Origin of the sequence: Avibacterium avium (assembly GCF_900454535.1) — a bacterium.
GTDB classification, from domain to species: domain Bacteria; phylum Pseudomonadota; class Gammaproteobacteria; order Enterobacterales; family Pasteurellaceae; genus Avibacterium; species Avibacterium avium.
In genome coordinates, this window is sequence record NZ_UGSP01000001.1 from 1,412,892 (window position 1) to 1,439,583 (window position 26,692).

The window sequence follows — 26,692 nt, forward strand, 5'->3', positions numbered from 1 at the left end:
TCATTACGCGTTATGACCCATCACTTGTTCGATTTCATCAATTTCTTTTGGCACGGCGCTGGTTAGCACTTTGTTGCCATATTCGGTGATCACAATATCATCTTCAATACGCACGCCAATGCCTTTATATTGCTCAGGCACATCGGCATTGGCTGGAATATACAAGCCGGGTTCAACCGTCAGCACCATTCCCACTTCTAATGGACGATCGCGTAATTTGCTGTCTTTCTCAAGGCTATAACGCCCTACATCGTGAACATCAATGCCAAGCCAATGGCCTAATCCGTGCATATAAAAGGCTTTGTAGGCTTCATCGGCGAGCAGCTGATCCACTTCCCCTTGCAAAATGCCTAAGCGTACCAAACCTTCCACTTTAATACGGATCACTTCTTGATTCACTTGCTGAATATTATTGCCAGCCACCAAGGATTTTATGGCGTGTTTTTGTGCATTTAGCACGATTTCATAAATCTTACGTTGGGCTTGGCTGAATTTGCCATTAACGGGATAAGTACGGGTAATATCGCCAGCGTAGTAAGCAAATTCACAGCCTGCGTCCACCAGTACCAATTCACCGTCTTTTAAAGGCTGATCGTTTTCGTTGTAATGTAGAATGCAACCGTTTTCGCCACCTGCTACAATGCAATTAAAGGACGGAAAACGTGCGCCAAAGCGATTAAATTCGTGTAGCAATTCCCCTTCAATTTCAAATTCTAAGCGGTTCGGGCGCGTTTGTTTCATTGCTCGTAAATGCCCCAATGCGGTGATTTGTCCTGCTTGTTGTAAAAGCGCAATTTCATTGGTGGATTTGATTAAACGCATTTCATCTAAAATCGTTGCCCAATCAAAAACTTGCGAAAATTGCACCGCACTTTTCTCTAATAATGTATTGCCCCAAGGCTGCGGCTCAGGGTTATGGTAAAGTGCGGTGAAATTTTGGCCGATTTTTTGCCATTGTGGCACAAAATCTTCAATAGAATAAGCTTCGTCTAAGTTTAATTTAGCGGCTGCTTTTTCCACGCCCAGACGGCGACCGTTCCAAGTTTCCATTAGCGGATCAGAAGGGCGTAAAAACAATATTGTGCGAGATTGTTGCGTGCTTTTGGCTAATACTAAGATCGCATCAGGCTCATTAAAGCCCGTTAAATACCAAAAATAGCTGTCTTGACGGAAAGGATAGTGAGTGTCTTTGTTGCGCACTTGTTCCTGCGCTGAGAAAATAATCGCCAAGGAATTCTCCGCCATTTGCGCCAGCAATTTTTCACGGCGTTGCACAAATTCTTCGGCAGGGATTTGGGCTAAATAAGCAAGATCCATCTTCAGTTCTCCTTAATGTAATACGGTTTTCTGCGTGGCTTGGTAAGGACGATAATGGGCATAAAGCACCGCCACCAAGGTGCGAACATATTCCGCTACTTGTTCTAAGGATTCCGCCAGCTCTTCAGGATCGTCATCTTCTTCATAAGCCAATACAGCAATATTTTGTAGATCATCTAAGGCTTCGCCAATTTCGCCCGTTTCTTTATCCATTTTCGCTTGCACTAAGCCTAATCCGAGCAAAAAGTGGCTTGTCCATTCTGAAAGAGCATCAATTTCGTTAAACAAATCGCCATTTTCGGGCAAGAAAAGTTGAAAGTTGAAGCTATCAATATCTTCTAAACTGTGCTGAATATCGTGATAAAGCGCCGAAACCTCTTTTAACAACGCCGTAGGGTAGGCTTCGCCATTATTGGTAAATTCATTCATAAAAATCGGCCATTTTTGCTCACTCGCGCCGCCACAAATTAAACCAGTGAGAAAACCGTGTAATTCGGCAGCGGTAACAGGAATGGTGGCTTGACGGAGTTTTTGTTCTAATTCGTCATAAGAGAGAATATCAGACATAATTTTTTCCTTTTGCTAAAGATAGGTGTAGTTTAGCACTGTTAGATTAAGCTAACCACAATCAGGCGGATTTTTATGACGAAAAATATTTGCTATGGCATAATAGAACAGAAATTTGATTGGCAAAAACGCCAGAAAAAATAGCCGCTCTTTATTTGTTATGAGCTAAATTAATTAAGCGAGGAAGTAATGTCATCTCAAAATAACAGCATTGAATTATCAGTATTAGGACAAATTTTACGTTTAAATTGTCCAGTGGAGCAACAAGATGATCTGCGTCAAGCAGCCCGCGCATTAGATCAACGGGTTTCTGAAATGAAAGAACGGACAGGCATTTTACAATTAGATAAAGTGTTGTCTATTGTGGCATTAAATTTAAGCTATGAGTTAATTCAGCAAGCACAAAAAACGCAGATGATTGAAAATGCCGTGAGTACGCAAATTCAGCAGCTGGGCAGCTCATTACAAACGGTTTTAGCTCAAAAATTGAATAATTGATTGCCAGATTGGCGAAAGAATGTGATTTTGTGTGGCTGAATCAGAAAATAAACTGGTCAAGCTAGCGAAATTGGAGTAGTATAAAACCAATTTAAAATTGCCTGAGATGTTCGTCAGTGGGTTATGTCCCTGAGCCGATAATTACAATCTTATGAATCGGTTTCCTTTTGTTGGTGAGCAGGCTTACCTTGGCGCAAGCCCTGATGTAAGAAGCCTAAAAACGATAATAACTGATTCCCTTGAGCCTTCGGGTTCAAGGACTGCTACCTGCAACGGCATCTTGGGTTCTTCTTTTCTCTATTCATTATGAGTGATTGTTTGATTTCTCAACAACGAAAAGCCATTCGCCAACATATCCGCCAATTACGGCAAAATTTAAGTGCACAACAACATTTCCAAGCAGAACACAGCATTACTCAACAAGCCCTTGATTTTATTGAGCAAAGACAAGCCAAACGAATTGCTTTATATCTTTCTTTTGACGGGGAAATTTCAACGCAACAGCTTATTGAGCAATTATGGCAGAAAAAAATTGAGGTTTATTTGCCTGTGTTGCACCCTTTCTCAGCGCATCATTTGTTATTTTTGCGTTATCAAGAAAATACTGCATTAGTGAAAAATAAATTTGGGATTTTTGAACCGCAGTTAGATGTGCGAAATGTGCTGCCAGCGGAAAAGTTAGATATTATTTTCACCCCTTTAGTGGCCTTTGATAAGGTGGGTAATCGCCTTGGAATGGGCGGTGGTTTTTATGATCGTACTTTGCAAAATTGGCAAAATAAAAATTTTATTCCCGTAGGCTTGGCACATCAATGCCAGCAAGTTGATATATTACCTGTGGAAAGCTGGGATATTCCATTATTTACCATTCTTTCGGCTTAAATCTTTAGCCTAAAATTCTCAAATAATTAACAAAAAAGAACCGCACTTTTTAGTGCGGCTCTTATGGCATTTAAGCGGAAATTATTTCGCTGCTTTTAATTTTTGGTAATACTCTTCATAGTATTGAACTGCATCGCCTACATCATCTTGCCAGTAGCTGTTTTGTAACACTTCAGCCGTTGGGTAGATGGCAGGATCTTTAGTGATTTCATCTGGAAGTAATTTTAATGCTTCAACATTTGATGTTGGGTAGCCAATTTCTTCGGTTAATTTTGCAGCGGTTTTTGCACCTAACATATAGTTGATAAGTTTATGCGCACCATCTGGGTTTTTCGCGGTTGCTGGAATAGCAAGGGTATCAACCCAAAGCACAGGGCCTTCTTTCGGGAATACCATATCTAAAGGCGCATTTTCTTTTTTTGCAATACGCACAGAACCATTCCATAATTGACCCACGTTCACTTCACCTGAGATGAATGAGTTAGCTGGGTTGTCAGAGTTGAAAGAAAGTACGTTTGGACGTAATTTTAATAACTCTTCGTAAGCTTGTTTGATGATCGCTGGATCTTGAGTATTTGGATCTTGACCTAGTTTTAACAATGCGATATTGAAAACTTCGCGTGCGTCATCAAGAAGTTGTACTTTACCCACAAATTCTGGTTTCCATAAATCGCCCCAAGAGGTGAAGTCAGAACCTTTGTAATCATTGGTGTTATAGGCAATGCCCGGTGCACCTAATAATTGTGGTAAAGAATATTTATTGCCTTTATCGTAAGGTTTGTCTAACCAATCTGGGTTTAATTCTTTGATAACAGGTAATTTGCTGTGATCTAATGGCATTAACATACCTTCACGTGCCATTTTTGACACAAAGTAGTTTGAAGGTGCGATAACATCGTAACCGCCGGCTTCACCTTGTGTTTTTAATTTCGCGTACATTGTTTCGTTAGATTCAAGGCTTGAAACAATGACTTTGATGCCAGTTTCTTTGGTAAATTCGTCTAATAAACCATCTGGAACATATTCTGTCCAAGTGTAAAGATATACGGTATCGTTAGCTGGTGCTTTAGCGTCCGCATTCTTTGTTTCTTTATCATTACAAGCTGTTAAAGTAACTGCGATCATTCCGGCTGTGAAAAGACCTGCAAATTTTTTCATTTCTATCATTCTCCTGTTAAGAGGGTTAGGGGCATATTTTGTTTTGGCAAAATATGAATAAAAAAACGCCTTGACAGCGTCAAGGCGTATTCTATTTTGTCTATGCTTATTTGTGAAGTATTATTTTCCCATTTGGGCTATTTATCTTTTTTCGCCACAACTTGGCTTAATACCACTAAAGCAAGAGAGAAAATAATCATAATGGTGGCTAGGGCGTTCACTTCAGGCGTTACCCCTGTTTTTACCAATGAGAAAATTTTCAGTGGTAAAATTTCGTAGCTTACGCCACTTACGAAAGAAGACACCACTACATCATCAAGAGAGATAGTAAAGCTTAATAACCAGCCTGAAACAATAGCAGGCAGTGCTAATGGTAAAATAATTTTACGTAAAATGGTTACTTCACTTGCGCCTAGATCTTTCGCCGCTTCAAGCATTTTTGCATCAAATCCTTTCAAGCGAGAGAACACGCTTACTACCACATAAGGCAGACAGAAAGTGATATGCGCTAAAAGCAATGACCAAAATCCGAGTGAGATACCAACGATCATAAATAAGGCAAGCAAAGACACTGCCATAACAATATCCGGCGACATCATTACGATAAACAACATTCCGCTCACCGCCTGTTTACCGCGGAAACGATAGCGATATAAGGCGATCGCCGTTAAGCCACCCAAAATCGTGGAAAAAGTGGCCGCAAAAAAGGCGATAGTTACAGAGTGAAATGCGGCTTGGATTAAGGTATCGTTGTTAAATAAACGCTCATACCAATTCCAGCTAAAGCCTTTCCAGCTTAATCCGTAACGATCCGCATTAAACGAATTGGTCACCAAAATGATAATTGGGATATACAAATAAGCGTACACCACCAACATAAAAACATTACGCAGTAAACGACTCATTATTCCAACTCCATTTTCTTATTCATTAATTTGCTTGCTTTGTAATAAACAAAGATGAGTAATGCCATTAAAATGGTTAAACCGATACTAATTGCAGAACCAAATGGCCAGTTACGCGAAATTAAGAATTCACTCTTGATCACGTTACCCACAAGCAAGACTTTCGCACCACCAAGCAAGTCAGCCACATAGAACATTCCCATTGCAGGTAATAACACTAATAAACAGCCTGCAATAATGCCCGGCATTGTGAGTGGAATAATCACTTTAACAAAGCGTTGGAAACTGTTTGCGCCTAAATCTTTCGCTGCTTCTAACAAGCGGTAATCCAATTTTTCGATAGCTGCATACAATGGCAAAATCATAAATGGTAATAATAGATAGACTAAACCAATAATTACCGCTGCTTCTGTATTAAGAATACGAATTGGCTCATTAATAATGCCAAGGGTAAGCAAGGTACTGTTTAAAATCCCTTTTACGCCAAGGAAAATTTTCATTCCGTAAATACGAATTAATGAGTTCGTCCAGAATGGCAATACCACTAAAAAGAGCAAAATCGGGCGATATTTTTCCTTAATTTTGCTAATCATAAAGGCAAAAGGGTAGCCAATGATTAAACAAATAATGGTCGCAATGCCCGACATATAAAGAGAATTCCACACCACTTGCGCATAAAGCGGTTCAAATAAACGCGTGTAGTTCTCAATGGTAAATGGTAAGGCATAAAAATCACTGCTATCACGGGTTAAAAAACTCACCGCAAGCACCAATAAGTTTGGCGCAAGCACAAAGAAAATTAACCACGCAAAAATGGTGGTAATGGTGATTTTTTGAAATCCAGAATTAGCTGTCTTCATCGTCTAACACAACCTCCCAGCCTTCGTGCCAAGTTAGGGCAACTTTTTGTCCTACGGAGTGATCAATGTGCGGATCATCTTCATTGAAGAATTCGCTAACTAACACTTTCATATTGTTATGATCAAGAATAATGCTAGATTCTAACGTCATACCTTTATAGTTACGATCAGAAACGTGTCCGATAATGGCTTTGGATTGTTCGTTTTCGTCTAATTCTTCAATCACAATATCTTCAGGGCGTAAAAGCACTTTCAAATGCTGATCAGGTTGAACCGGTAAATCCGTATAGATCTCACAAATACGGCCTTCCACGTTGGCTTTTACGGTTTTTTCGCTCACGCGCTCAATTACTTTGGCGTTGAAAACATTAATTTCGCCAATGAAACGAGCCACGAATAAATTCTTCGGCTCTTCGTAAATTTCCCGTGGTGTACCATCTTGCTCAATATTACCTTTGTTCATCACGATAATACGATCAGACATTGTTAAGGCTTCTTCTTGATCGTGAGTAACGAAAATAAAGGTAATGCCTAATTGACGTTGCAAGGCTTTCAGTTCATTTTGCATTTCTTTACGCAATTTATAATCCAATGCAGAAAGCGATTCGTCTAGTAACAACACTTTTGGTTTATTTACTACCGCTCTTGCAATGGCAATACGTTGTTGCTGACCACCAGAAAGCTGATTAGGCTTGCGATCCGCCATTTCTTCCAAACGAACCATACGCAAGGCTTCCATTACGCGCGGTTTAATTTCCGCATTTGGCACTTTCTGCATACGCAAACCGAAAGCCACATTTTCAAAAATGGTCATATGTGGGAACAGTGCGTAGCTTTGGAATACGGTATTAACAAAACGGCGTTCTGCGGGGACGTCAGTAATATCCTGACCGTCAAGAATAATTTTACCACCATTAGGATCTTCTAACCCTGCGATTAAGCGTAAAACCGTGGTTTTACCACAGCCTGAAGGCCCTAAAATTGTCAAAAATTCGCCATTGTTAATGGTAAGATTTAAACCATTAATAATCGTTTTGTCGCCATAAGATTTGGTTAAAGAACGAAGCTCAATAATCGGCTTGGTTTGAACTGAATTTTCCACTAGCTTTGGTTTTCTCCCTAACAAGTTGGTTGAATAATTAATCGATAAAAATAGATGCTAATGATATAGCGATCGTCCTGTAATTAAAAGTAAAAATCACATTTTTGCTAAAAAATTATGCGTCAAATAGCTCCCACCAAATTTTTTCGATAAATTGCCGTTCGGTGCGAAATTCCTGATGATTTACCACCGCAGGCAAGCCTAGTAAATTTAATTGATGAATACGGTTGCGTAGGCTGGTGTAGGCATTTTTTAATTGCTCAGAAATTTCAAAATTTAGCACTGCACTTTTATTTTCTTCACTTTGGTGTTCCGTACTTTGGTTTTCCGTATTAGGAATTTCTGCCATTGACTCAAAAATCCGCACGTTATCCGACCAAGTGGTTAAGCTCGGGTATTGCGGCGCGTAAGCCAGCACTAAATATTGCGCGATAAATTCAATATCAGTAATGCCGCCTTTATCGGTTTTAATGTTAAATTCATCAGGATTGCTATTGGCAAGATGTTGATACATTTTCTCGCGCATTGCTTTCACATCTTCTTTGAGTTGCACAAGATCCCGTGGGGCAGCCAGCACCTTGTGGCGAATCAGCTCAAAGCGTTGGCGCAAGGCAGGCTCGCCATAAACCGCGCGACTGCGCACCAAGGCCTGTTTTTCCCACGTCCAAGCTTCATTCAGCTGATAATTTTCAAAAGCACTCAATGAACAGCCAAGCAAGCCCGCATCGCCAGAAGGGCGTAGGCGAATATCCACCTCATAAAGCACGCCAGCGCTGGTATTCATACTAAAAATGCTGATGATTTTTTGTGCTAATTTAAGATAAAACTGATTGCTATCAATCACTTTTCTGCCACCTTGGGTTTGCCCTGTTTGGCTGCCGTCAAATAAGAACACCAAATCCAGATCAGATTTATAGCCCAACTCAATGCCACCCAATTTGCCATAGCCAATCACCAAAAAGCCTTTTTCGTCAGGAGCAAGAAACTCAGGCACACCAAAGCGCGCACTGACTTGTTGCCAAGCGAGATTGACCACCGCATCAATAATGGCTTCCGCTAAGTAGGTGAGATGATCGCTGACTTTCATTACAGGTAACGCACCCAGAATATCCGCCGCTGCCACGCGCAACAAGGTGCTTTGCTTAAATTGGCGCAGGGCATCAATGAATTGTTCTTCATCATCTTGCGGTAAACGGAGCAGATATTGCTTTAATTCGCTGCGATATTCGCTAAAATGGGTAGGATTAAGCAACGCGTTGCGATCTAACAATTCATCAAGCAAAATCGGGTGGCGTGCCACTTGTTGTGCAATCAGTTGCGACTGCGAACACAGCTCAATAAGCTGATTTAGCACCTGTGGATTTTCCACCAATAATTCTAAATAGGTGGTGCGCGTGAGAATTTTGTCCACAATATCCAACATTCGTGGCAGCAAGGCTTCATAGGCTTGATGCTGGAAAATTTGTGCCAGCAACATTGGCATTAATTGCGCCAATACGCCTCGCCCCCTTGTGCCAATAGGGCGGCGCGCTAACTCGGTGCGGAACTGAGCAAGGCGTTGTAAGAGCGGTGCATTTTCTTCCAGTTTTATGCCATTTTGTTGCAACATCTGTTGAATGTCTTCATCATTGAGATCCGTTTCTAAAAAATCGTCCCATTGGCTATTTTCTGGCGTGGGTTTATCGTTTTCTTCACCAATTAATTGAGAAAAAACCGACCGCACTTTGTGTTGGTGAGATTGCAATAACGCATAAAAATCGACCCAGTTGGTGAGATGGTTTTCCACAATGACTGGCTGTTTTTCATCGTTCCATTGAAGGTAATGTTGTGCCGCAAAAATCAGGCGTTGGCGATCCAGTTCTTTTTCTGGCAAACGTTGCGTTTGCTTATCATCAATGGCTTGCAACACGTTTTCTACACGGCGTAAAAACACATAGGCTTGTAGCAAATCTTGCTTCTCATTTGGGCTAAGCAAGCCTAATTTTTCTAATTCTGGCAAGAGATTAAGCAGAGAATGCTGTTGCAATTTGCTTTCACGACCGCCACGAATTAGCTGGAAAACTTGCACGATAAATTCAATTTCACGAATCCCCCCCGCGCCAAGTTTGATGTTATCCACTAAACCTCGGCGGCGCACTTCTCGCTCAATTTTGCCTTTCATTTCGCGTAACGCTTGAATCACACTGAAGTCAATATAACGGCGATAAACAAAAGGGCGGAGCAAATTTTGCAAGTTTTTCACATTTGGATCTTGCGGATCAGCACCCAAAATTCGCCCTTTGATCATCGCATAGCGTTCCCAATCGCGCCCTTGTTCTTGGTAATATTGCTCCATTGCGGTAAAACTCAGCGCCAATGCACCTGCTTCTCCAAAAGGACGCAGACGCATATCCGTGCGATACACAAAACCATCAGGGGTATATTGATCAAGGGCGCTAATTAAGCGTTGCCCAAGGCGAGTGAAAAACACGCTATTTTCAATGGAGCGTCTTGCTCCTTGGGTTTCTCCATTGGCAGGGTAGGTGAAAATGAGATCAATATCAGAAGAAAAATTGAGTTCAAATCCGCCTAATTTTCCCATTCCTAAAATATAAAGTTGTTGTGGGTTACCGTGCGCGTCCATTGGCGTTCCCATTTCCGCACAAGCGTGCTGATAAAGCCAATCGCGCGTGGCGATAATAATGGCTTCTGCCAGTTGAGAAAGGCGAACAAAAACCGCTTCTACGGTGGCGAGATTTAGGCTTTGGCACAGGCTCAGTTTTGCCATTTCACGGTGGCGAAACAGACGCAGTTGGCGATACAGTTGGGCATCGTCATTAACGCTTTCAAGCAAATCCTGCAAGGCTTGGCGATAATAGTCCTTATTTTCTAAAGTGGGGATCTGCTGCCAACATTGGTGCAAAAAGTGCGGTTGTTTTTTTAAGGTTTCTGCCACAAAATCAGCCATTGCAATTCCTTGCGCCAACTTGCCAATCGGGCTTGTGGGATCATTTTTCTGCGCAGCAAGTTGTGTGTAAATTTCTTCATTATAGTGTTCGGGGAAGTGTTGAATTAAACTCGCTGCCAGTGCTTGCAAGGTATCCTCAAGGTGGGGAACAGAAAATGCCATAGCCTATCCTTATGAATGATTAACTTGTTGCTAACTATAAAGAAATTTTGAGAATTTTTAAACACATAGATTGCATTAGCAACGGAAAATTACTACACTGAAAGCCGAGCTAAAGGCTCAGATTAGTCGGGGTGCTTGATAGCTGAGATCATACCCGTGAACCTGATACAGTTAATACTGACGTAGGAAACTAATTTCTTTGCTGTTTGCGTCAATATTGCTGGTCGTTTTTTATGGAAGGAAACACTATGCAATTCAAAAAATCTTTTTCTCTTACTTTTCTTACCGCACTTTTTAGTACCAACCTTATGGCGGCACAAAGCCCGGAAAATGTGCAAGTTTACACTTATGATAGTTTTAGTGCAGATTGGGGCGCAGGCCCAAAAGTGAAAGCCTTGTTTGAGCAAGCTCACCCACAATGTCAGGTAAATTATGTGCCTTTTGATAGCACTGGCGTGATGTTTAACCGTATTCGCCTTGAAGGGAAAAAGAGCAAAGCGGATATTGTGTTAGGCTTAGATCAAACAATGCTTGAGGAAGCAAGAAAAACACAATTATTTGCCGAAAATAACGTGCCAACGGAACAACTTTCCTTGCCAGTGAAGTGGCAAGACAAGGTGTTCTTACCTTATGATTTTGGTGCTTATGCCTTTGTTTATCATAAAGAAAAATTACCAAATCCACCAAAAAGCCTAAAAGAATTAGTGGATAACCAACAACTTCGCGTCATTTACCAAGATCCGCGCACCAGCGGCGTGGGACGTGGGTTAGTGATCTTAATGAATGAAGTTTATGGTGATGATGTGGGCGCTGCGTGGAAAAAACTCGCTAGCCATACCGTTACTGTAGGCAAAGGCTGGTCGGAAACCTATGGCGCATTTTTAAAAGGCGAAGCGGATTTAGTGTTTAGCTATAACACATCACCGCTTTATCACTTATTAAATGATAAAGATGCCAATTACGCCGCCACGGATTTTGCGGAAGGACAAGTATTACAAATTGAAACCGCGGCACGAATGGCAAATCACCCGAATGCTTGTGCTGATGCCTTTATGCAATTTTTGATTTCACCGCAGGCACAAAGCCAAATTTCACAAAAAAATGTGATGTTTGCCGTAATTGATGAAAAAATTGAGCCTAACTTTGATGCCTTAAAACAAGCGCAGCAAAGCAAAACTACCTTGGGTAGTGGTGTCAATGCAGAACAATTAAAACAATGGACGAACACTTGGCAAGCCAGCTTAACACAATAATTCGCCGTAACTTGCAAAAATTCCCCTTGTCGTCAATGGCAGGGGGAATAGGTGTGATTTTGCTGTTAGGTGCATTTTATCTGTTTGCCTTAAGTGCGGTGTTAAATCTTGGCAATGATCATCAATGGATGACATTTTGGCAAGATAGTTATGTGCGCCACGTTATCGCCTTTAGTTTTGGACAAGCCTTTTTATCGGCGTTTTTATCTGTACTGGTTGGTCTGTTTTTTGCGCGCGCGTTTTTTTACCAAGATTTCCGTGGCAAGCCACTGATTTTAAAATTATTTTCTCTCACCTTCGTTTTGCCTGCCTTGGTGGCGGTGCTAGGTTTGCTCGGGATTTACGGACATTCAGGCTGGCTGGCAAGCTTATTTTTCGCTCTTGAGATTGATTGGAAACCCAATATTTACGGCTTGAGTGGTATTTTGATCGCCCATTTATTTTTTAATATTCCTTTGGCAAGTCGCTTATTTTTGCAGGCGCTTTCAAGCATTCCCAATCAGCAACGGCAGCTCAGTTCACAACTGAATATCCGCGGTTGGCAGTTTATCCGTTTGATCGAATTACCTTATTTACGCCAACAGTTTTTGCCGGCGTTTACTTTAATTTTTATGCTGTGCTTCACCAGTTTTGCCATTGTGCTAACCCTTGGCGGCGGGCCGGCTTACACCACCTTAGAAGTGGCGATTTATCAAGCCATTTTGTTTGAGTTTGATTTGCCGAAAGCCGCAATGCTCGCGTTATTGCAATGCGGGTTTTGCGTACTGCTGCTTGCGCTCAGCAGTTTGTTTAACAGCAAAGATCCGAGCCAGCTTAATTTGCGTCATTTTTGGAGAGAAAAACAAACAAGTGCGGTGCAAATTTGGCAAATTTTTTGTGTCAGCAGTGTGCTGATTTTTCTTTTTTCCCCACTGCTTTATATGGTGGTGGCAGGCTTAGATTGGCAGGCTTGGCAAAAAGTGGCCGCCAATCCCCAGTTATGGCGCGCTTTGGGGTATTCTTTAAGTATCGCTCTATGTTCTGCGTTATTTGCGATTTTATTTTCAATGGCATTACTTTTTTTGGCTCGCCGTTTAGCTTGGCAACATCACCGTTATTGCGCCAATTTAATTAGCAATATGGGAATGATCGTACTTGCGATCCCCACTTTAGTTGTGGCGCTAGGGCTATTTATTCGCTTGCAAGCAATGGATTTTCGACCGTGGCATTTATTGCTGATTGTGGCATTTTGTAATGGCATTTTGGCGATGCCTTTTGTGATCCGCACGCTTTCTGTGCCAATGTATCAAAATATGCAATATGAGCGCCTTTGCCAATCTCTTGGCGTGCAAGGCTGGCAACGCTGGAAATGGGTGGAATGGCAAGCCCTTAACGCCCCAATGCGGTATGCTTTCGCCTTGGCTTGCGCTTTATCTTTGGGGGATTTTACCGCCATTGCGTTATTCGGCAATCAAGATTTTATCTCTCTGCCGTATTTGCTCTATCAGCAATTAGGCTCATATCGTATGCAAGAAGCGAGCGTTACCGCCTTGATTTTATTATTGTTATGTGGCGCTTTATTTGTGCTGATTGAGCGTTCACAAAAGCAGGACAAAGATAAAATTTGAAAAAATTGCACCGCACTTTATCTTTGCATTTTGGTATGTTTACCACATTCTTTCGTTTTATGATTTAGGCAACACGATGATTAAACTGGATACTTATTTTCATTACCCCAATCAACCAATGCACTTTAAGCTGCATATCCCCGCAGGACAACGGGCGGCCATTGTGGGGGCGAGTGGGGCAGGCAAAAGCACCTTGCTCAACCTAATTGCAGGATTTGAATTGGTGGACAAAGGGGAAATTTGGCTTAATGGGCAAAATCACACCTTTAGCGCACCCCATCAACGCCCTGTTTCAATGTTGTTCCAAGAGAATAATTTGTTCACCCATTTGACAGTGGCGCAGAACATCGCTTTAGGGCTAAAGCCAAGCCTAAATCTTAGCGAGTTAGAAAAAGCTAAAGTGGCGGAAGTGGCAAGTGCGGTGGGATTAGGGGAGTTTTTAGATCGCTTGCCCAACGCCCTTTCAGGCGGACAAAAACAACGTGTCGCCTTGGCGCGTTGTCTGTTGCGCGATAAACCTATTTTATTGCTTGATGAACCCTTTTCCGCCCTTGATCCCCATTTACGTCAAGAAATGCTGCATTTATTGGACAAGTTATGCCAGCAGAAAAACTTAACCTTGCTTATTGTGACGCATCAACCTGATGAATTAACAGGAAAAATTGATCGCCTTTTGATGGTTGAAAATGGTAGGATTAGTGATAAACCATTACCCGAATTAAAAATTTAAGTCTAAAATAGACCGCACTTTTTACAACAAGGATAATTTATGACAACCACAAACATTCAAATTCCCTCTTTAACACCGCACCCAACCTTAGAATACTGGTCAGTGTGTAAAGTGGAAGCTTTATTTGAAACGCCTTTTTTAGATCTTGTGTTCCGTGCTGCACAGGTTCATCGTGAGAATTTTAATCCACGCGCGATTCAGCTTTCCACCTTAATGTCGATTAAAACCGGTGGCTGCCCAGAGGATTGTGGTTATTGTCCGCAATCAGCGCGTTATCAAACGGGCGTGCAAAATCAGCAATTGCTTGATATTGAAGAAATTGTGGAAAAAGCCAAAGTGGCAAAATCTCGTGGTGCAAGCCGTTTCTGTATGGGCGCGGCGTGGCGTGGGCCAAAACCTAAGGATATTGAAAAGATCACCGCAATTATCAAAGCGGTGAAAGATCTTGGCTTAGAAACCTGCGGTACATTCGGTTTATTGCAAGATGGAATGGCTGAAGATTTGAAAGAAGCAGGGCTAGATTATTACAACCATAATATCGACACTGCGCCAGAACATTACGAAAAAATCATCGGTACACGCCAATTTGATGATCGCATTAACACCCTTGGCAAAGTGCGTAAAGCTGGCTTAAAAGTCTGCTGTGGTGGGATTGTTGGAATGGACGAAACCCGCAAAGAGCGTGCGGCCTTTATCGCTAGCCTTGCCAACCTTGATCCACAACCAGAATCTGTGCCAATTAACCAATTAGTGAAAGTGGAAGGCACGCCATTGGCAGAAGCGGCAGAATTAGATTGGACAGAATTTGTTCGCACTATCGCCGTTGCGCGTATCGTAATGCCGAAAAGCTATGTGCGTTTATCCGCAGGTCGTCAAGGAATGTCGGAAGAAATGCAAGCAATGTGCTTTATGGCAGGGGCAAATTCCATTTTCTACGGTGATAAATTACTGGTTACCGAAAATCCAGAAGAAGACGGCGATCAACTGCTTATGGCAAAACTCGATCTTGAGCCAGAGACGGAAGAAAATCGTTCAGTAAAAGAAGAAAGCCCTTTGTTCAAAGAAGTAGTGTAATAATCAGCTAAAATCGCTTAGCTTTGTTATCGAAGTTATTGAAGGACTAAGTTTATAAAGAAAACTTAGTCCTTTTTTTTGAATTGAATGCGCTTAATTAAGAAAGCTATTTAGTCAGTGCTTTTAGGGTTTTAAGCTAGGAATATATTCCGCAAGGCCCTTGATGTCATTTTCACTTAAGCGCGATTTTGCCGCGTTGCCTGCACCAACAATTTCGCCCGCTTTGCGTTTTTCAAGTGCGGTGATAATTTCTTCTGTTTTTAGGCTGTTGATGATGGCTGATTGATTTAATGCGGAACGTTCACCTTGTTTACCGTGGCACATTGCGCAAGAGCGGTTAAAGATTTTTTGGCTATGTTCGAGCATTTCTGCACTTTGATTGGCCAAGCCAGATAACGGTAAGGCGGAAAGTAAAAGTAGAGTAAAGGTTTTTTTCATTATGGATCCTTAAATAATGCGAGTAATTTTGACTCAGAAATTAAGCCTTCAAATTTATAAAGGATTTTGCCTGTGGGATCAAGTACAAAAGATGTCGGTGTGCCAACCAGTTGATAACGCTCAGCGGTGATGTTGAGCTGATCTTTCACGATGGGCAAAATAAGCTGATTTTTCACCGCACTTTTTTGTGTATCGCCTCGTTCGCCGTCAATATTAATGGCAAGGATTTGCAGATTATCAGGGTATTTTTCAGCTAGTTGCTGCAATTGTTTAAGTTCTACAATGCAAATACCGCAGGTTTCAGACCAAAAATTCAGTAATAATTTCTTGCCAGCAAATTGTTGCAATTCTACTTTTTGTCCTTGCAGATTAAAGACGGCTAAATCAGGGGCTTGGCTGCCAATATTGGCGGACTGATCTTTGCAAGAAATCAGCGAAAAAATCACCGCACTTATTAGGCTCGTTAAAGCCATTTTTTTGTATAAATAAGCCAGTTTCATTCTGTTCCTTAGCCATTAATTTCTTCGCGCAAAAATTTTCCGTGTTGTAGGAAAATAGTGCGGTTGGTGAGCTTACCCAGTTCGGGATTATGCGTTACCATTACGATCGTTCGCCCTTGCTGATTGAGTTCTGTGAGCAAATCTAGCACCAGTTTTTCATTTTTTTCATCAAGGTTGCCGGTGGGTTCATCAGCAAAAATCACTGGGGGCTGATTAACCAAGGCGCGAGCGATACAAACCCGTTGCTGTTCACCACCCGAAAGCTGGCTTGGGCGGTGATCAAAACGGTGTGCTAAACCCACTTGCGCTAAGACTGCTTTGGCAGCTTCTTCATCGACAACGCTGTGATAATGCTGCGCAAGCATCACATTTTCCAGCGCAGTCAAGTAAGGGATTAAATGGAATTGTTGGAATACCAAGCCAATTTTTTCTGCACGAAAACGTTGGCGACCCGTTTCATCGAGTTGAGCGGCGTCTACTCCATCTAAAATCACTTTGCCCGCGCTTGCCGTATCAAGCCCGGTGAGAATGTTCATCAGTGTGGTTTTGCCTGAGCCTGATGCCCCCATTATGGCAACAAATTCCCCCTCAGCGATTTGGATATTAATGTCTTCAAGGGCGGTTACTTGCCCAAAGCGTTTATATAAATGTTGGGTTTCAATAACGTATTTTTCCATTTTATTCGCCTTTTAAAACGTTGGCAGTTTGAATTTCTAAAGCACGGCGCGTTGGCACAATCACGGCAACAAAAGCCACAGTGAGTGAGAGCAGAATTGTGATTGGAATCACCGGCAAGCGCAAATCAATATAGGCTTTAAACACGGTGATACCGAGAATTTGTGCCAGTAAATACCCTAAAATTAGCCCCACGATGATAGCGCAAAATGCGATGAGTAAAATTTCTGTGCCAATTTGTTTAATAATATCTTGTTGTTTTGCGCCTAAAGCTTTTTGTAGCGCAAATTCTTTCGCCCGTTCGCCAACAATGGCAATTAAGGTAGTGTTCACGCAAAGGGTGGCGAGAATCAAAATCACCACTGAAATCAAGCCCATTAAGCCTTTGATTTTATCCAAAATTTGCCCCTCAGAGGCGGATACTTTCAAGATCGGGCGAATGGCTAAATCAGGATATTGCTGTTGTAATTGTTGTGCAAATTGGCTCACTTGCCCCTGATCGTTTTTCACATTCAGAAGCGCATTAGTGATTAAGCCTGTTTTATCTAGCCATTGCTGGGCAAATTCAAGATTGACAATCAGCATATTGTCCGTGGCATCACCACTTTCTACAATGGCTTTAATGGTGAAGTGGTGCTTTTCTGCCCCTTTGTTCAAGGTGATTTTATCGCCAAAGTTCAGGTTTAACCGTTGGGCAAGGGATTTGCCGATCATCGCGTTGCGATCATCAAAATTCACCCCAATGGGTGATCCTGTGATTTGCCAATAAGGGGAAAGAGTTCGCATTGCATCAAACCACACGCCCATTATCACCACTTTTTCTAAATCTGCCCGTGCCACGCCATAAAGATAAGGGCTGGCGGCCGTAATTAAGCCTTGCGGTGCTTGGCTGAGAATTTGGTTGAAGTCTTTTTCGTTCATCAAGCCACTGCTGTTTGAACCGATGTAAAAATTTGCACCAAAGGTGCGCAGTTCTTGGCTCATTTTGGTGTTGATGTCGAAATACACCGCGGCCATTGCGGTAACAATACTGGCGCCAACGGTGAGTGCCGCGAAAATAATCATCACCCGTTGCAAGCGCAGGCGTAAGGCATTGATAATTAAACGCCAAAACATTGTGCGAGCGTTGATTGAATGGGCATTATTGGCGGCCATACAGCACCTCCACAGGATAAAGCTGGGCAATGCGATGGGCGGGAAACCAAGTGCCGATTAAGGCAATGATCATTGACAGCACCAACACGCAAGGCACCACGATCCAAGCGAAATCTAAAGGCGAGCCGAATAGGGTAATGCCGATAAATTTGGCTAGTCCCCAACCGGCTACGCAACCAAGCGCACCACCGAGTAGGGCGCTGATAATGGCTTCGCAATAAAATAGTAAGACAATTTGCCATTGGTAAGCGCCAAGGGCTTTCATCAAGCCAATTTCTTTACTCCGTTCAATAATGGTGGTGGTCATCAGTGAAGCAATCCCCATCGCCGCAGCGACTAATGCCGCCACGGTTACCACCGCGAGCAAGAGCTGGATTTTTTCAATTACCACCCCTTCAGAAGCCGCAACTTGCCAAATTGGGCGAACGACTGCACCTGAAATGGCTTCTTCTAACTGATGAGAAATCGAAGACACATAAGCGGTGCAATACCAGCGATCGTATTCTTCGGCGGCTAAGGCATCAGGGTTATCTCTGGCTTTGCGCGAAAGTTTATTTTCTGGCACGGTAAGTGCGGAAACCTTGATCGCTTGCACTTTGCCAGATAAATTTAACAAATTTTGCACCGCACTTAAGGGCAGCACGATCTGCTGTTCTTCCGTGCCACCGGTGCTTAAAATCCCGACAATATGAAGATTAAGCTGGCGTTGCGTTTCGCCCTCGTGATAATTCAGTTGAATTTGATCACCGATTTTCCACTGCGTGCGATTGGCTAATTGATTGCCTAAAAGTGCGGGGATATTTTCGCCAATATTTTTCTGGCTATCGTCCACCCATTGCCCTTGCACTTTCCAATAAGGGCTAATAATGCGTTGCCCGGTGTGGTAGTCATCTTCATCAGGAATAGCAATGGGACGATCGAAAAAAGTGCCTAAAATACTGATATTATGGGTATTGTTCTGCGTCAGATTTTTGCCTTCCACTTCTGCACTGAGTAGTGGCGCAAAGCCCACAATGTTATTACGCCAGAAAATATCTTTCACATTAGGCAATTCTTTTTCATCTAAAAAATCCTGCGTGGAAAGGCTATTTCCGCCGTTTATTTCTGCGGAAAGCACCGCACTGCTGGCTGGTTCAATCAAAATATTCGCGCCATAGGATTTCAGCTCGCGCGCCATTTTATCGCCAATATCAATGGACACCGCAAGCAGGGCAGAAACCAGCCCTGCGGCAAGAAAAATCGTCATAATGGCGAGCAATTTGCGTTTTAAACCGTGCCGCCAAGATTGCAATAACATTCGACTGAGCATTAGGGATTTTCCTCTTTCGCCACATAATTTTCAGGGTGATCGCGGAAGGCATTGAGATTTTGTTCGTTGGCAAAGAAATAGGTTTTGCCCGCGTAATTATATTTATGCTCCGCGGTGGTATTTTTCAATGTTGTGCCGTCCACAGGATCTTTCACCGTTAATTCCACAATGGTGGAAAAATAGTTTAAGCCGTCTTCAAGGCTTTTTTTGCTGATGATCACTTCGCTGTCCGTTTGCTGCCAATCTTCAATCGGCACGGGGTTACAGCCGCCCGGTTTGCCGATAGACGGAATAAACATTCGCACGCCACAGCCCACACAAACCACTTGATCCCCTTCCATAACGTAGCCTTGATCGCCGCATAAAATGCAAGCGTCAAACACCGCGGCTAGGCTGAGATTTTTGCTTGAGCGGTTGATCAGGAAAAAACGCACCGCTTTGCCGTCACTGGAAATCCATACAAAGCGATGTAGCTTGCCGTCTTTCACTTCTTCAATCGGAATATGAATGCGGTTTTGTTTATCGAGCGTAACAGGTTTGGCTTCAGAAAGTTGCGGTGGGCGAGAAGCGATTTGATCCCAATAAAGCTGCGCAGAAACAATGGTCAATAAGGCGAGGCTTCCCCAGAAAAGCGTGCGTTGGCTGGTTTGTAATAGGGCTAATTTTTTCCGTTTTTCAATGGGTTGAAGCGTATTGTTTACCACGGTTTTGTTGGCAGAATGGATTTTTAGCGCAAATAAAATCAGGCTTAATGCCGTAAGTGCGGCGATAAAATAATTGCTATAACTGATTAAATTGCTGGATTTTGCCACGAAACTTAATCGCGCTTTGGTGAGATCAATCACTTGTAATTTCATCAAGCCAAGTAATACTTCACCGATTAAAGGCAAGAGTAAAAATAGAGTAGTGAGCGAAATCAGCAAAAAGGGAAGTGCGGTGCATTTTTTCGCTGTTTTATTTTGGCTTAACAGAAGATAAAGCCAAAAGGCGAACAAAAAGCAAAAAATCAGGGCAAAAATCACCGCACTTAGGTGCAGGATAAAATCCGTGTTAATTACGTCCGTGTTGGTAATAGCAGAAATATTCGGATCGCGCGCCCATAGCACACCTGCGGCAAGGGATAGTACAAATTGGCAAAAATATGCGAGCTTGTTTGAACGGATAAAATGGGCTAGATAAAACAGCGCAAAAATCGCCATTAAGAAAATACTTAGCCCCAGTTTCACTGGTTGAGAAGCAGGCAGTTGCAAATAACCCACCGCTCCAAAACTCAGCCCCAGCAGCGAAAGCCAAAGGATTCGTTTTAAATGAAGGTTGTCATATTTCAGCCAATTTACGCCTAATAACAAAGCAGTTGGCAAGACAGATTGAAGGAAAAAAACGAAGTAGTAGTTCATAATAATCTCAATCAAAAATCTAAATTTTTCTAATTATTCTGCTGACAAAACAATGAGAAAAATCGTATTTGAGTAACTTTAGTAACAATGAAACCTAGCACAGATGTGCTAGGTTAATTTTTATTTATTTTGCTGATTGAAATTGGATTATTTCAACCCAGTAAATTTAAACTCATAGCTTACATCAAAAGGTTTCCACCAACGGCCTACGCCTGTTTCGCTGTCGGTGTGGCGGTGCATACCCGCTTTTGATGGGGGATCGATGTGGTAGGTGACTTTGTAGTTACCCACGCCCATCATTTTTACATTTGCGCCATAATGTGGGCCATCGCCTGCGACCATTGGCATAAATGTGCCTTCTTGTTTTTCACCAGTGTCGGTGTTTACCAAGGTGTAGGCGATGGTTAAATATGGCATCCATTCGCCTTCGCCAAAACCGTTGTCGTTGCCTTTGGTAGCGTGAATATCTGCTTCAAGGTGAATGTCTGAGTCCTTAGCAGATAAACCCATTCCACGCGGTTCCATATCAATAGGTTGTAAATAAACGGCAGCAATTTCCATACCATTCATTGTTACTGCTTCACCAATTGGGTATTCTTTGAAGGCAAGGGCTGAAGGGGCAGTTAAAATTCCTGCTAATAAAGTCGCTGCAACGAATGTTTTTTTCATAGGAACTCCTATTTATTAAAGGTTAAAAATCAATATTAAGCCTGTTTTTTGCTTTGGTGTTTCATATAGAACAAAGCGAAAACGGCTGCGATAAGTAAAATAGCCTGAGGCGTTAGGGTTTCAATGTAAGGATAAATGCCGAGCCACGAAATTTCTGGCACATTGGCAACCAGTGTTGGCTCAAACAGTTTTCCTTCAATCAGTTCTAGCACCGATTTTCCTGCGAAAATAAATGCCATTAAATACATAAAAGAACCAGTAAACATAAAGAACGGTTTCAGTGGCAATTTCACCACCGAATAACGCATAATCACATAGCAAATAGCAAGCACCACAACACCTGCCACAATGCCAGCGAATAAATACACATAGCTCATCGCGTTAGTGGCATCGCCAACCAGTGCATAATAGAACAACACGGTTTCTGCGCCCTCGCGATATACAGCAAGGAAACTGGTGATCCATAAACCAATGAGCGAGCTGGTACTGAGCGCGGCGGAAAGTTTGCCTTCTAAATAGCGTTTCCAGTTTTGTGCTTCCACTTTGGAAAGCAGCCAATAGCTCATCATAAAGAGCATTACCACCGCAATCATCATCGTGAAACCTTCGAGCAGTTCACGGCTTGCCCCTGAATTAGAGAATACCAGATGGAAAATAGCGGCAGTAATAACACTGGCGATTAACGCTACATAGACCGATTGTTTAATCACCGGCAATTTATCTTGATGATTATTTTTCACTAAATAAGCCACAATCGCCGCCACAATCAGCAAGGCTTCTAAGCCCTCACGCAGCATAATTAAGAAGCTATAAAGGAACATTGCCCAATCACTTTGTTGATTGCCTTGCAACATTTCCACCGCTTTATTTAGGTTTTGTGCTAAGCCTTGCGCTTGTTGATGGAGTTGCTCAGCGGGCTGATTGGCTTTCATCAGGCTGACTAAGCGAGTGAAGTAGCCCTCAATTTCTGTTTTAAAATTGCTATCACGCGAGCCGATTTTGTTTTCCATTCCGCTATTTTCAAAAATATCGAAATAGGTATCTTGTACCGCAAGCATCGCTTTTTTGTTTTCGCCCTTTTCAAAGAGAGCAATAGCATCGGCAATGCCTTGATTGACTTGGCTTGCTACATCAGCCCAGTTTTTGTTATCAGCAAAATCTTGCGCATTTTGCACCGCACTTTGGTTTGTCGCCTGTGCAATTTGGGTGGTCGGCAACTGCGGCAGTTGTTCTTCAATATCTTGTAGTAGGGTAGTAATTTGGTAACCCAAGGCATTAATTTGCTCAGGTTGTTCGCTTAATTTGATGAGATCGTAAAATTGTTGATTAATACTGGCAGAAATGGCGGCGGAACGATTTTTACGAATGGACATTTCCATTTCGCTGTTCTTATAGCCATCATACTGCGCCTGCTGCACCAATTTTTTCGCTTGCGCAAAATCACCTTTTTGGTAAGTGCTGATGGCTTGGGCGAGCAGATCATCAATGGTTCTAAAACTTTCTTGCCAGTAAGGATCAATTTCAGCGTGCTGATAAACATCGTGTTGATTGGACGCATTGAGTTGATGACCTTGCTCTAAAACTGGTAATACTAATTGCAGATCTTGTTTTAATTGAGCAATTTTGTCCTGCACTTCTGCCAAGGATTTTCCTTCCCCGATCATTTTGCGGATCTCGCCAAAGGTGGCTTCCATTTGATAGCTTTTTTGTGCGGAAAAGTTAATACGGATTGGCCCTTCTAAGTTTTCAAATACTTCAAAATAGGCCATTTGCACTTCGGTGCGTGCATCATCAATTTGCTTTTCTTGGTAAAGCTGAGCGGTTTTATCAAGACGGTTTTCAATGTCTTGCACCCATTGTTGATAGTCTGAGCCGTAAGCAGACAGGCTAATTAGCAAGAAACTGGAAAAAATAAAGAAAGTGCGGTGTAAAATTCGCTGAAAAAATTGCAACATCATCTCGAATCTTAATCTAAATAAAAGTTATTCTTATTTGCTCATTATCCACTCATTTGTTGATTAATCAAGCAAATTTATTAAAAAATGGCAATAAAAAAGGTATGAAATGAACATTCCATACCTAATTATGCGTTAGATCAAATTACTTATGAAAATAACTAAAATGATCAATGGCACGACATATTTCACATAATTAAACCAAATTTTTGTGAAAGTGGAATTTGGTTTATTGGAAAGTTCTTTTTTCGCTTCGTCTTTAAGCACAAAGCCCACGAAAATGGCGCAACCAAGTGCGGTGAGTAAAAAGAGAATATTTCCGCTCACATAATCAAAGGCATCGAAAATGCTTTTGCCGAAGAAAGTGTAATCTTTCAGTAAGTTATCGCTCAAAATAGAAGGAATATTACCGAGCAAGAAAATGCCACCAAGGGTTAAGGCAATGGCTTTTCCACGGCGCATTCTGAGCTTTTCTTGTAGTGCGGTGATAATCACTTCATAAATAGTAATAGAAGTGGTTAGTGCGGCGATCAATAATAAACTAAAGAATATAATAGCGAAAATGCGACCCGCCCATAAGTGCGAGAATACGATAGGTAAACTTTGGAATACTAGGGTAGGGCCAGAATTGGGTTCAATGCCAAAGCTAAATAAAGACGGAAAAATCATAAAGCCAGCGAGTACCGCAATAATGGTATTGGTAAAGCCTGTGATAATTGCTGTTTGAACTAAGTTTTCCTCTTTGCTGAGATAGCTTGAAAGGGTGATTAATACACCAAAACCTAAACTCAGTGCAAAGAAAACCTGCCCTAGAACCATAATAAATAATTGTGGGGTTATTTTAGAAAAATCAGGCTTGAGATAATAAATAATACCTTCCGCAGCACCAGGTAAGGTAATATTGCGAATCACCATTCCTATCAAGAAAATAAAGAGCAATGGCATTAAATATTTTACTGAACGTTCGATTCCTCCAATAATTCCTTTAGCCAAAATAACATAGTTAATTGCAACAAAGATAAAGGTATAAATCGCAATGCGCAATGGACTATTTGTAATACTTTGGTCATAAAAATCTTTGGCATATTCTTTACTTATAGTGTTAGAAATATCTAGGCTACCGGAAATAAGGCTGATGATATAATTCATCACCCAGCCACCTAATACCATATAATAAGCCATAATGCCGAAGGCACCGAGTAAGCCCATATAACCAATAATTTTCCAGTAGTTAGAATGTGGTTTTGCTGTGAGTTTATCGGCAAAAGCATCAATTGAATTGACACGTAAACGGCGACCGATAACATTTTCAACTAAAATCATTGGAATACCAATCACAATCATTGCAATACAAAATAGCAGAACATAAGCACCGCCACCATTTTGCCCAACTAAATAGGGAAAGCGCCAGGTTGCACCAAACCCTACGGTTGCACCAGCGACAGTCATAATATAGGTTAATCGGCTTGACCAAGTTTGTCTTTCAATTTTTTGTGTTGTCATAAACCACCTTTTAATTTTCAGTTTTATCTTTGTATTCACAAAGATCTTCAATAATACAAGAACCGCAACGTGGCTTGCGCGCAATGCAAGTGTAACGCCCGTGTAAAATCAGCCAATGATGTACATCCACTTTAAATTCAGCAGGCACAACCTTGAGCAATTTTTCTTCCACTTGCAACACGGTTTTACCGGGGGCAAAGTTGGTGCGATTGCAGACGCGGAAAATATGCGTATCCACCGCAATAGTCGGCTGACCAAAGGCGGTATTTAACACCACATTCGCGGTTTTTCGCCCAACTCCTGCTAAGGCTTCAAGTTCTTCACCAGTTTGGGGAATTTCGCCATTGTGTTTTTCAATCAGATCTCGGCAGGTTTTAATAATATTTTCCGCTTTGCTATTAAATAGCCCAATGGTTTTGATGTAGCTCTTTAAGCCTTCTAACCCCAGCTCTAAAATCGCTTGTGGAGTGTTCGCCACAGGAAAGAGTTTAGCCGTGGCTTTATTTACCCCTTTATCTGTGGCTTGCGCCGACAAAATCACCGCAATCAATAATTCAAAGGGCGAATTATAATTTAATTCTGTTGTGGGGTGGGGATTTTGATCCCGCAGTCGAGTTAAAATTTCAATGCGTTTTTGTTTATTCATTGTGTTTATTGTTTTTTATTATCGATTAAGTTTTTCATCGCCAAAATCAGCCCTAAACCAAGGAATGCGCCTGGGGGAAGAATAGCGAGCAAAAAGCTACTGTTTAGCTCAAAAAGGTTTAAATGTAACGCTGTTGCCCAGCTGCCGAGCAGGTTTTCCATTCCCATAAACAGTTTGCCTGTGCCTAACACCTCACGAATTGCACCTAGCACAAACAAGCTGAATGCCATTCCCACGCCCATTGCAAAGCCATCAAAGAGCGAAAGCAATACTCCATTTTTTGACGCAAAGGCTTCTGCACGACCAATGACGATACAGTTTGTTACAATCAAAGGAATGAAGATCCCTAAGGATTGATAAAGTGTATAAGTGTAAGCATTCATAATCAGCTGCACAATGGTTACCGTGGTGGCGATAATCATCACATAAATAGGAATACGAATGGCGTGCGGAATATGTTTGCGGAACAACGAAACCACCACATTGGTGCAGATTAACACCGCAATGGTGGCAACGCCCAAACCAAGGGCGTTGGTTGCCGAGCTAGACACCGCAAGCAGCGGACAAAGCCCCAACAGTTGCACGAGCGCAGGGTTATTATGCCAAAAACCTTGCTTAAATAATTCGCTCCATTGGCTTTTTAGTCCATTCGGCACGCTTTGTTGCGGTTGTTGTGGTTCAATGGAAGTCAAACCCATTTCGTTTTCTGATGTATGCTCTAAAGTGCGGTGGTTTTTTTCGTGATTTTCTTGCATTAGTTTTGCTCCTGTTTCACCGCGTTATTATTCATTTGTTGCAATAATGGTAAGGCTGAACGCTTGGTTTGATTGACGATGGCACGCGGTGTAATAGTTGCGCCAGTAAATTGATCGAATTTACCGCCATCTTTTTTTACCGCCCAATCATTGAGATTATCGGCACTGATTTTTTGTTGATTAAAGCTCAGCACCCAATCAGAAATACGCAGTTCAATTTTATCACCTAAGCCCGGAGTTTCTTTGTGTTCAAGCACACGCAAACCTAGCACTTCGCCTTGTGGCGTAATCCCTACCAGAAAGCGAATATTGCCTGAATAGCCATCTGGGGCGATAGTTTCGTAGGCATAAGCCACAGGCTGATGATTTTTCTCTGCGATACAAATTTTCTCAATGCGTAAGGTTTTGGCTTCAGCGAAATCAGGCTGAGAGCAACTGGCGAGCAAATCGTTATCGTAACTTTGCGGTGGAATAATTTGCGCAAGCAATTCAGCTTGTTGTTTGGCGATGGCTTGCTCAATAGGGGCTTTCGTTAAGAAATACACAGCGGTAGAAAGTGCGGTGCAAATTAACGCAATAATGCCCAAGATCACGCCATAACGGGTGCTAATTTTTACCGTTTGCATTG

The 26,692-nt window shown here is 42.0% G+C and carries 25 protein-coding genes, 1 other RNA gene and 1 riboswitch; of the genes, 7 read left to right on the forward strand and 19 right to left on the reverse strand.

The window, feature by feature from the left end; all coding sequences use genetic code 11:
* Positions 1–3: 3 nt before the first annotated feature.
* Positions 4–1,317 (reverse strand): Xaa-Pro aminopeptidase, encoded by a 1,314-nt coding sequence (gene pepP / locus DYC50_RS06965; RefSeq protein ID WP_115249569.1) that lies wholly within the window; start codon positions 1,315–1,317, stop codon positions 4–6.
* Between the two features lie 12 nt (positions 1,318–1,329).
* Positions 1,330–1,875 (reverse strand): YecA/YgfB family protein, encoded by a 546-nt coding sequence (locus DYC50_RS06970; protein ID WP_172459098.1) that lies wholly within the window; start codon positions 1,873–1,875, stop codon positions 1,330–1,332.
* A 198-nt stretch (positions 1,876–2,073) separates the two neighbouring features.
* On the opposite strand from DYC50_RS06970, the gene DYC50_RS06975 reads away from it, so the two are divergent.
* The 3 genes from DYC50_RS06975 to DYC50_RS06985 all read left to right on the forward strand — a co-directional run bounded on the left by DYC50_RS06975 (position 2,074) and on the right by DYC50_RS06985 (position 3,264).
* Positions 2,074–2,382, forward strand: coding sequence for a cell division protein ZapA (locus DYC50_RS06975; protein ID WP_115249571.1), 309 nt, complete (start codon positions 2,074–2,076; stop codon positions 2,380–2,382).
* Between the two features lie 95 nt (positions 2,383–2,477).
* Positions 2,478–2,673, forward strand: a non-coding RNA gene (gene ssrS, locus DYC50_RS06980) — 6S RNA.
* 15 nt (positions 2,674–2,688) lie between these two features.
* Positions 2,689–3,264 (forward strand): 5-formyltetrahydrofolate cyclo-ligase, encoded by a 576-nt coding sequence (locus DYC50_RS06985; RefSeq protein WP_115249572.1) that lies wholly within the window; start codon positions 2,689–2,691, stop codon positions 3,262–3,264.
* An 81-nt stretch (positions 3,265–3,345) separates the two neighbouring features.
* Here the strand turns inward: DYC50_RS06985 and DYC50_RS06990 are convergent, their stop codons facing one another.
* The 5 genes from DYC50_RS06990 to glnE all read right to left on the reverse strand — a co-directional run bounded on the left by DYC50_RS06990 (position 3,346) and on the right by glnE (position 10,398).
* The gene (locus DYC50_RS06990; RefSeq protein WP_115249573.1) at positions 3,346–4,422 is read right to left on the reverse strand and encodes an extracellular solute-binding protein; all 1,077 of its coding nucleotides are present in this window, start codon (positions 4,420–4,422) and stop codon (positions 3,346–3,348) included.
* A gap of 137 nt (positions 4,423–4,559) precedes the next feature.
* The gene (potC, locus tag DYC50_RS06995) at positions 4,560–5,327 is read right to left on the reverse strand and encodes a spermidine/putrescine ABC transporter permease PotC (protein ID WP_103852687.1); all 768 of its coding nucleotides are present in this window, start codon (positions 5,325–5,327) and stop codon (positions 4,560–4,562) included.
* Positions 5,327–6,187, reverse strand: coding sequence for a spermidine/putrescine ABC transporter permease PotB (gene potB / locus DYC50_RS07000; RefSeq protein ID WP_103855555.1), 861 nt, complete (start codon positions 6,185–6,187; stop codon positions 5,327–5,329). Before potB ends, potC begins: the two co-directional genes overlap by 1 nt.
* Complete coding sequence (gene potA / locus DYC50_RS07005; RefSeq protein WP_103852693.1) at positions 6,174–7,289, reverse strand: spermidine/putrescine ABC transporter ATP-binding protein PotA; 1,116 nt, start codon at positions 7,287–7,289, stop codon at positions 6,174–6,176. The genes potB and potA overlap by 14 nt, the downstream gene beginning before the upstream one ends.
* Positions 7,290–7,404: 115 nt before the next feature.
* Positions 7,405–10,398: a bifunctional [glutamate--ammonia ligase]-adenylyl-L-tyrosine phosphorylase/[glutamate--ammonia-ligase] adenylyltransferase gene (gene glnE / locus DYC50_RS07010; RefSeq protein WP_115249574.1), complete on the reverse strand. Its 2,994-nt coding sequence runs from the start codon at positions 10,396–10,398 to the stop codon at positions 7,405–7,407.
* Between the two features lie 117 nt (positions 10,399–10,515).
* A riboswitch (TPP riboswitch) is annotated at positions 10,516–10,604 on the forward strand.
* A 42-nt stretch (positions 10,605–10,646) separates the two neighbouring features.
* On the opposite strand from glnE, the gene thiB reads away from it, so the two are divergent.
* The 4 genes from thiB (at position 10,647) to bioB (ending at position 15,062) form a co-directional block, all read left to right on the forward strand.
* Positions 10,647–11,651, forward strand: a complete 1,005-nt coding sequence (gene thiB, locus DYC50_RS07015; RefSeq protein WP_115249575.1) for a thiamine ABC transporter substrate binding subunit — start codon at positions 10,647–10,649, stop codon at positions 11,649–11,651.
* A gap of 35 nt (positions 11,652–11,686) precedes the next feature.
* Positions 11,687–13,258: a thiamine/thiamine pyrophosphate ABC transporter permease ThiP gene (gene thiP / locus DYC50_RS07020; protein ID WP_245934885.1), complete on the forward strand. Its 1,572-nt coding sequence runs from the start codon at positions 11,687–11,689 to the stop codon at positions 13,256–13,258.
* A gap of 76 nt (positions 13,259–13,334) precedes the next feature.
* Positions 13,335–13,988, forward strand: coding sequence for a thiamine ABC transporter ATP-binding protein (thiQ, locus tag DYC50_RS07025; protein ID WP_115249577.1), 654 nt, complete (start codon positions 13,335–13,337; stop codon positions 13,986–13,988).
* 39 nt (positions 13,989–14,027) lie between these two features.
* The gene (bioB, locus tag DYC50_RS07030; protein ID WP_115249578.1) at positions 14,028–15,062 is read left to right on the forward strand and encodes a biotin synthase BioB; all 1,035 of its coding nucleotides are present in this window, start codon (positions 14,028–14,030) and stop codon (positions 15,060–15,062) included.
* 123 nt (positions 15,063–15,185) lie between these two features.
* Here bioB and DYC50_RS07035 read toward each other — a convergent pair whose 3' ends face one another.
* The 12 genes from DYC50_RS07035 to rsxG all read right to left on the reverse strand — a co-directional run bounded on the left by DYC50_RS07035 (position 15,186) and on the right by rsxG (position 26,690).
* On the reverse strand, positions 15,186–15,500 hold the full coding sequence (locus tag DYC50_RS07035) for a c-type cytochrome (RefSeq protein WP_115249579.1): 315 nt from the start codon (positions 15,498–15,500) through the stop codon (positions 15,186–15,188).
* Positions 15,500–16,000, reverse strand: a complete 501-nt coding sequence (locus tag DYC50_RS07040) for a TlpA family protein disulfide reductase (RefSeq protein ID WP_115249580.1) — start codon at positions 15,998–16,000, stop codon at positions 15,500–15,502. The genes DYC50_RS07035 and DYC50_RS07040 overlap by 1 nt, the downstream gene beginning before the upstream one ends.
* 8 nt (positions 16,001–16,008) lie before the next feature.
* Complete coding sequence (locus tag DYC50_RS07045) at positions 16,009–16,677, reverse strand: ABC transporter ATP-binding protein (RefSeq protein WP_115249581.1); 669 nt, start codon at positions 16,675–16,677, stop codon at positions 16,009–16,011.
* Between the two features lies 1 nt (position 16,678).
* A complete protein-coding gene (locus DYC50_RS07050; protein ID WP_115250177.1) occupies positions 16,679–17,791 on the reverse strand; it encodes an ABC transporter permease in 1,113 nt (370 codons plus the stop codon).
* A gap of 25 nt (positions 17,792–17,816) precedes the next feature.
* Positions 17,817–19,139, reverse strand: coding sequence for an ABC transporter permease (locus DYC50_RS07055; protein ID WP_115249582.1), 1,323 nt, complete (start codon positions 19,137–19,139; stop codon positions 17,817–17,819).
* Complete coding sequence (locus tag DYC50_RS07060) at positions 19,139–20,536, reverse strand: Fe-S-containing protein (RefSeq protein WP_115249583.1); 1,398 nt, start codon at positions 20,534–20,536, stop codon at positions 19,139–19,141. Before DYC50_RS07060 ends, DYC50_RS07055 begins: the two co-directional genes overlap by 1 nt.
* A gap of 147 nt (positions 20,537–20,683) precedes the next feature.
* Positions 20,684–21,205, reverse strand: a complete 522-nt coding sequence (locus tag DYC50_RS07065; RefSeq protein ID WP_017805905.1) for an iron transporter — start codon at positions 21,203–21,205, stop codon at positions 20,684–20,686.
* A gap of 35 nt (positions 21,206–21,240) precedes the next feature.
* Positions 21,241–23,160: an FTR1 family iron permease gene (locus tag DYC50_RS07070; protein ID WP_425451083.1), complete on the reverse strand. Its 1,920-nt coding sequence runs from the start codon at positions 23,158–23,160 to the stop codon at positions 21,241–21,243.
* 135 nt (positions 23,161–23,295) lie between these two features.
* Positions 23,296–24,663: a sodium-dependent transporter gene (locus tag DYC50_RS07075; RefSeq protein WP_115249585.1), complete on the reverse strand. Its 1,368-nt coding sequence runs from the start codon at positions 24,661–24,663 to the stop codon at positions 23,296–23,298.
* Between the two features lie 10 nt (positions 24,664–24,673).
* Positions 24,674–25,309 carry an endonuclease III gene (gene nth / locus DYC50_RS07080; RefSeq protein ID WP_115249586.1) on the reverse strand — a complete coding sequence of 212 codons (636 nt, stop codon included), beginning with the start codon at positions 25,307–25,309 and terminating at the stop codon, positions 24,674–24,676.
* Positions 25,310–25,314: 5 nt separating this feature from the next.
* Positions 25,315–26,007, reverse strand: a complete 693-nt coding sequence (locus DYC50_RS07085; protein WP_115250178.1) for an electron transport complex subunit E — start codon at positions 26,005–26,007, stop codon at positions 25,315–25,317.
* A gap of 56 nt (positions 26,008–26,063) precedes the next feature.
* A complete protein-coding gene (gene rsxG / locus DYC50_RS07090; protein WP_103852535.1) occupies positions 26,064–26,690 on the reverse strand; it encodes an electron transport complex subunit RsxG in 627 nt (208 codons plus the stop codon).
* Positions 26,691–26,692 lie beyond the last annotated feature (2 nt).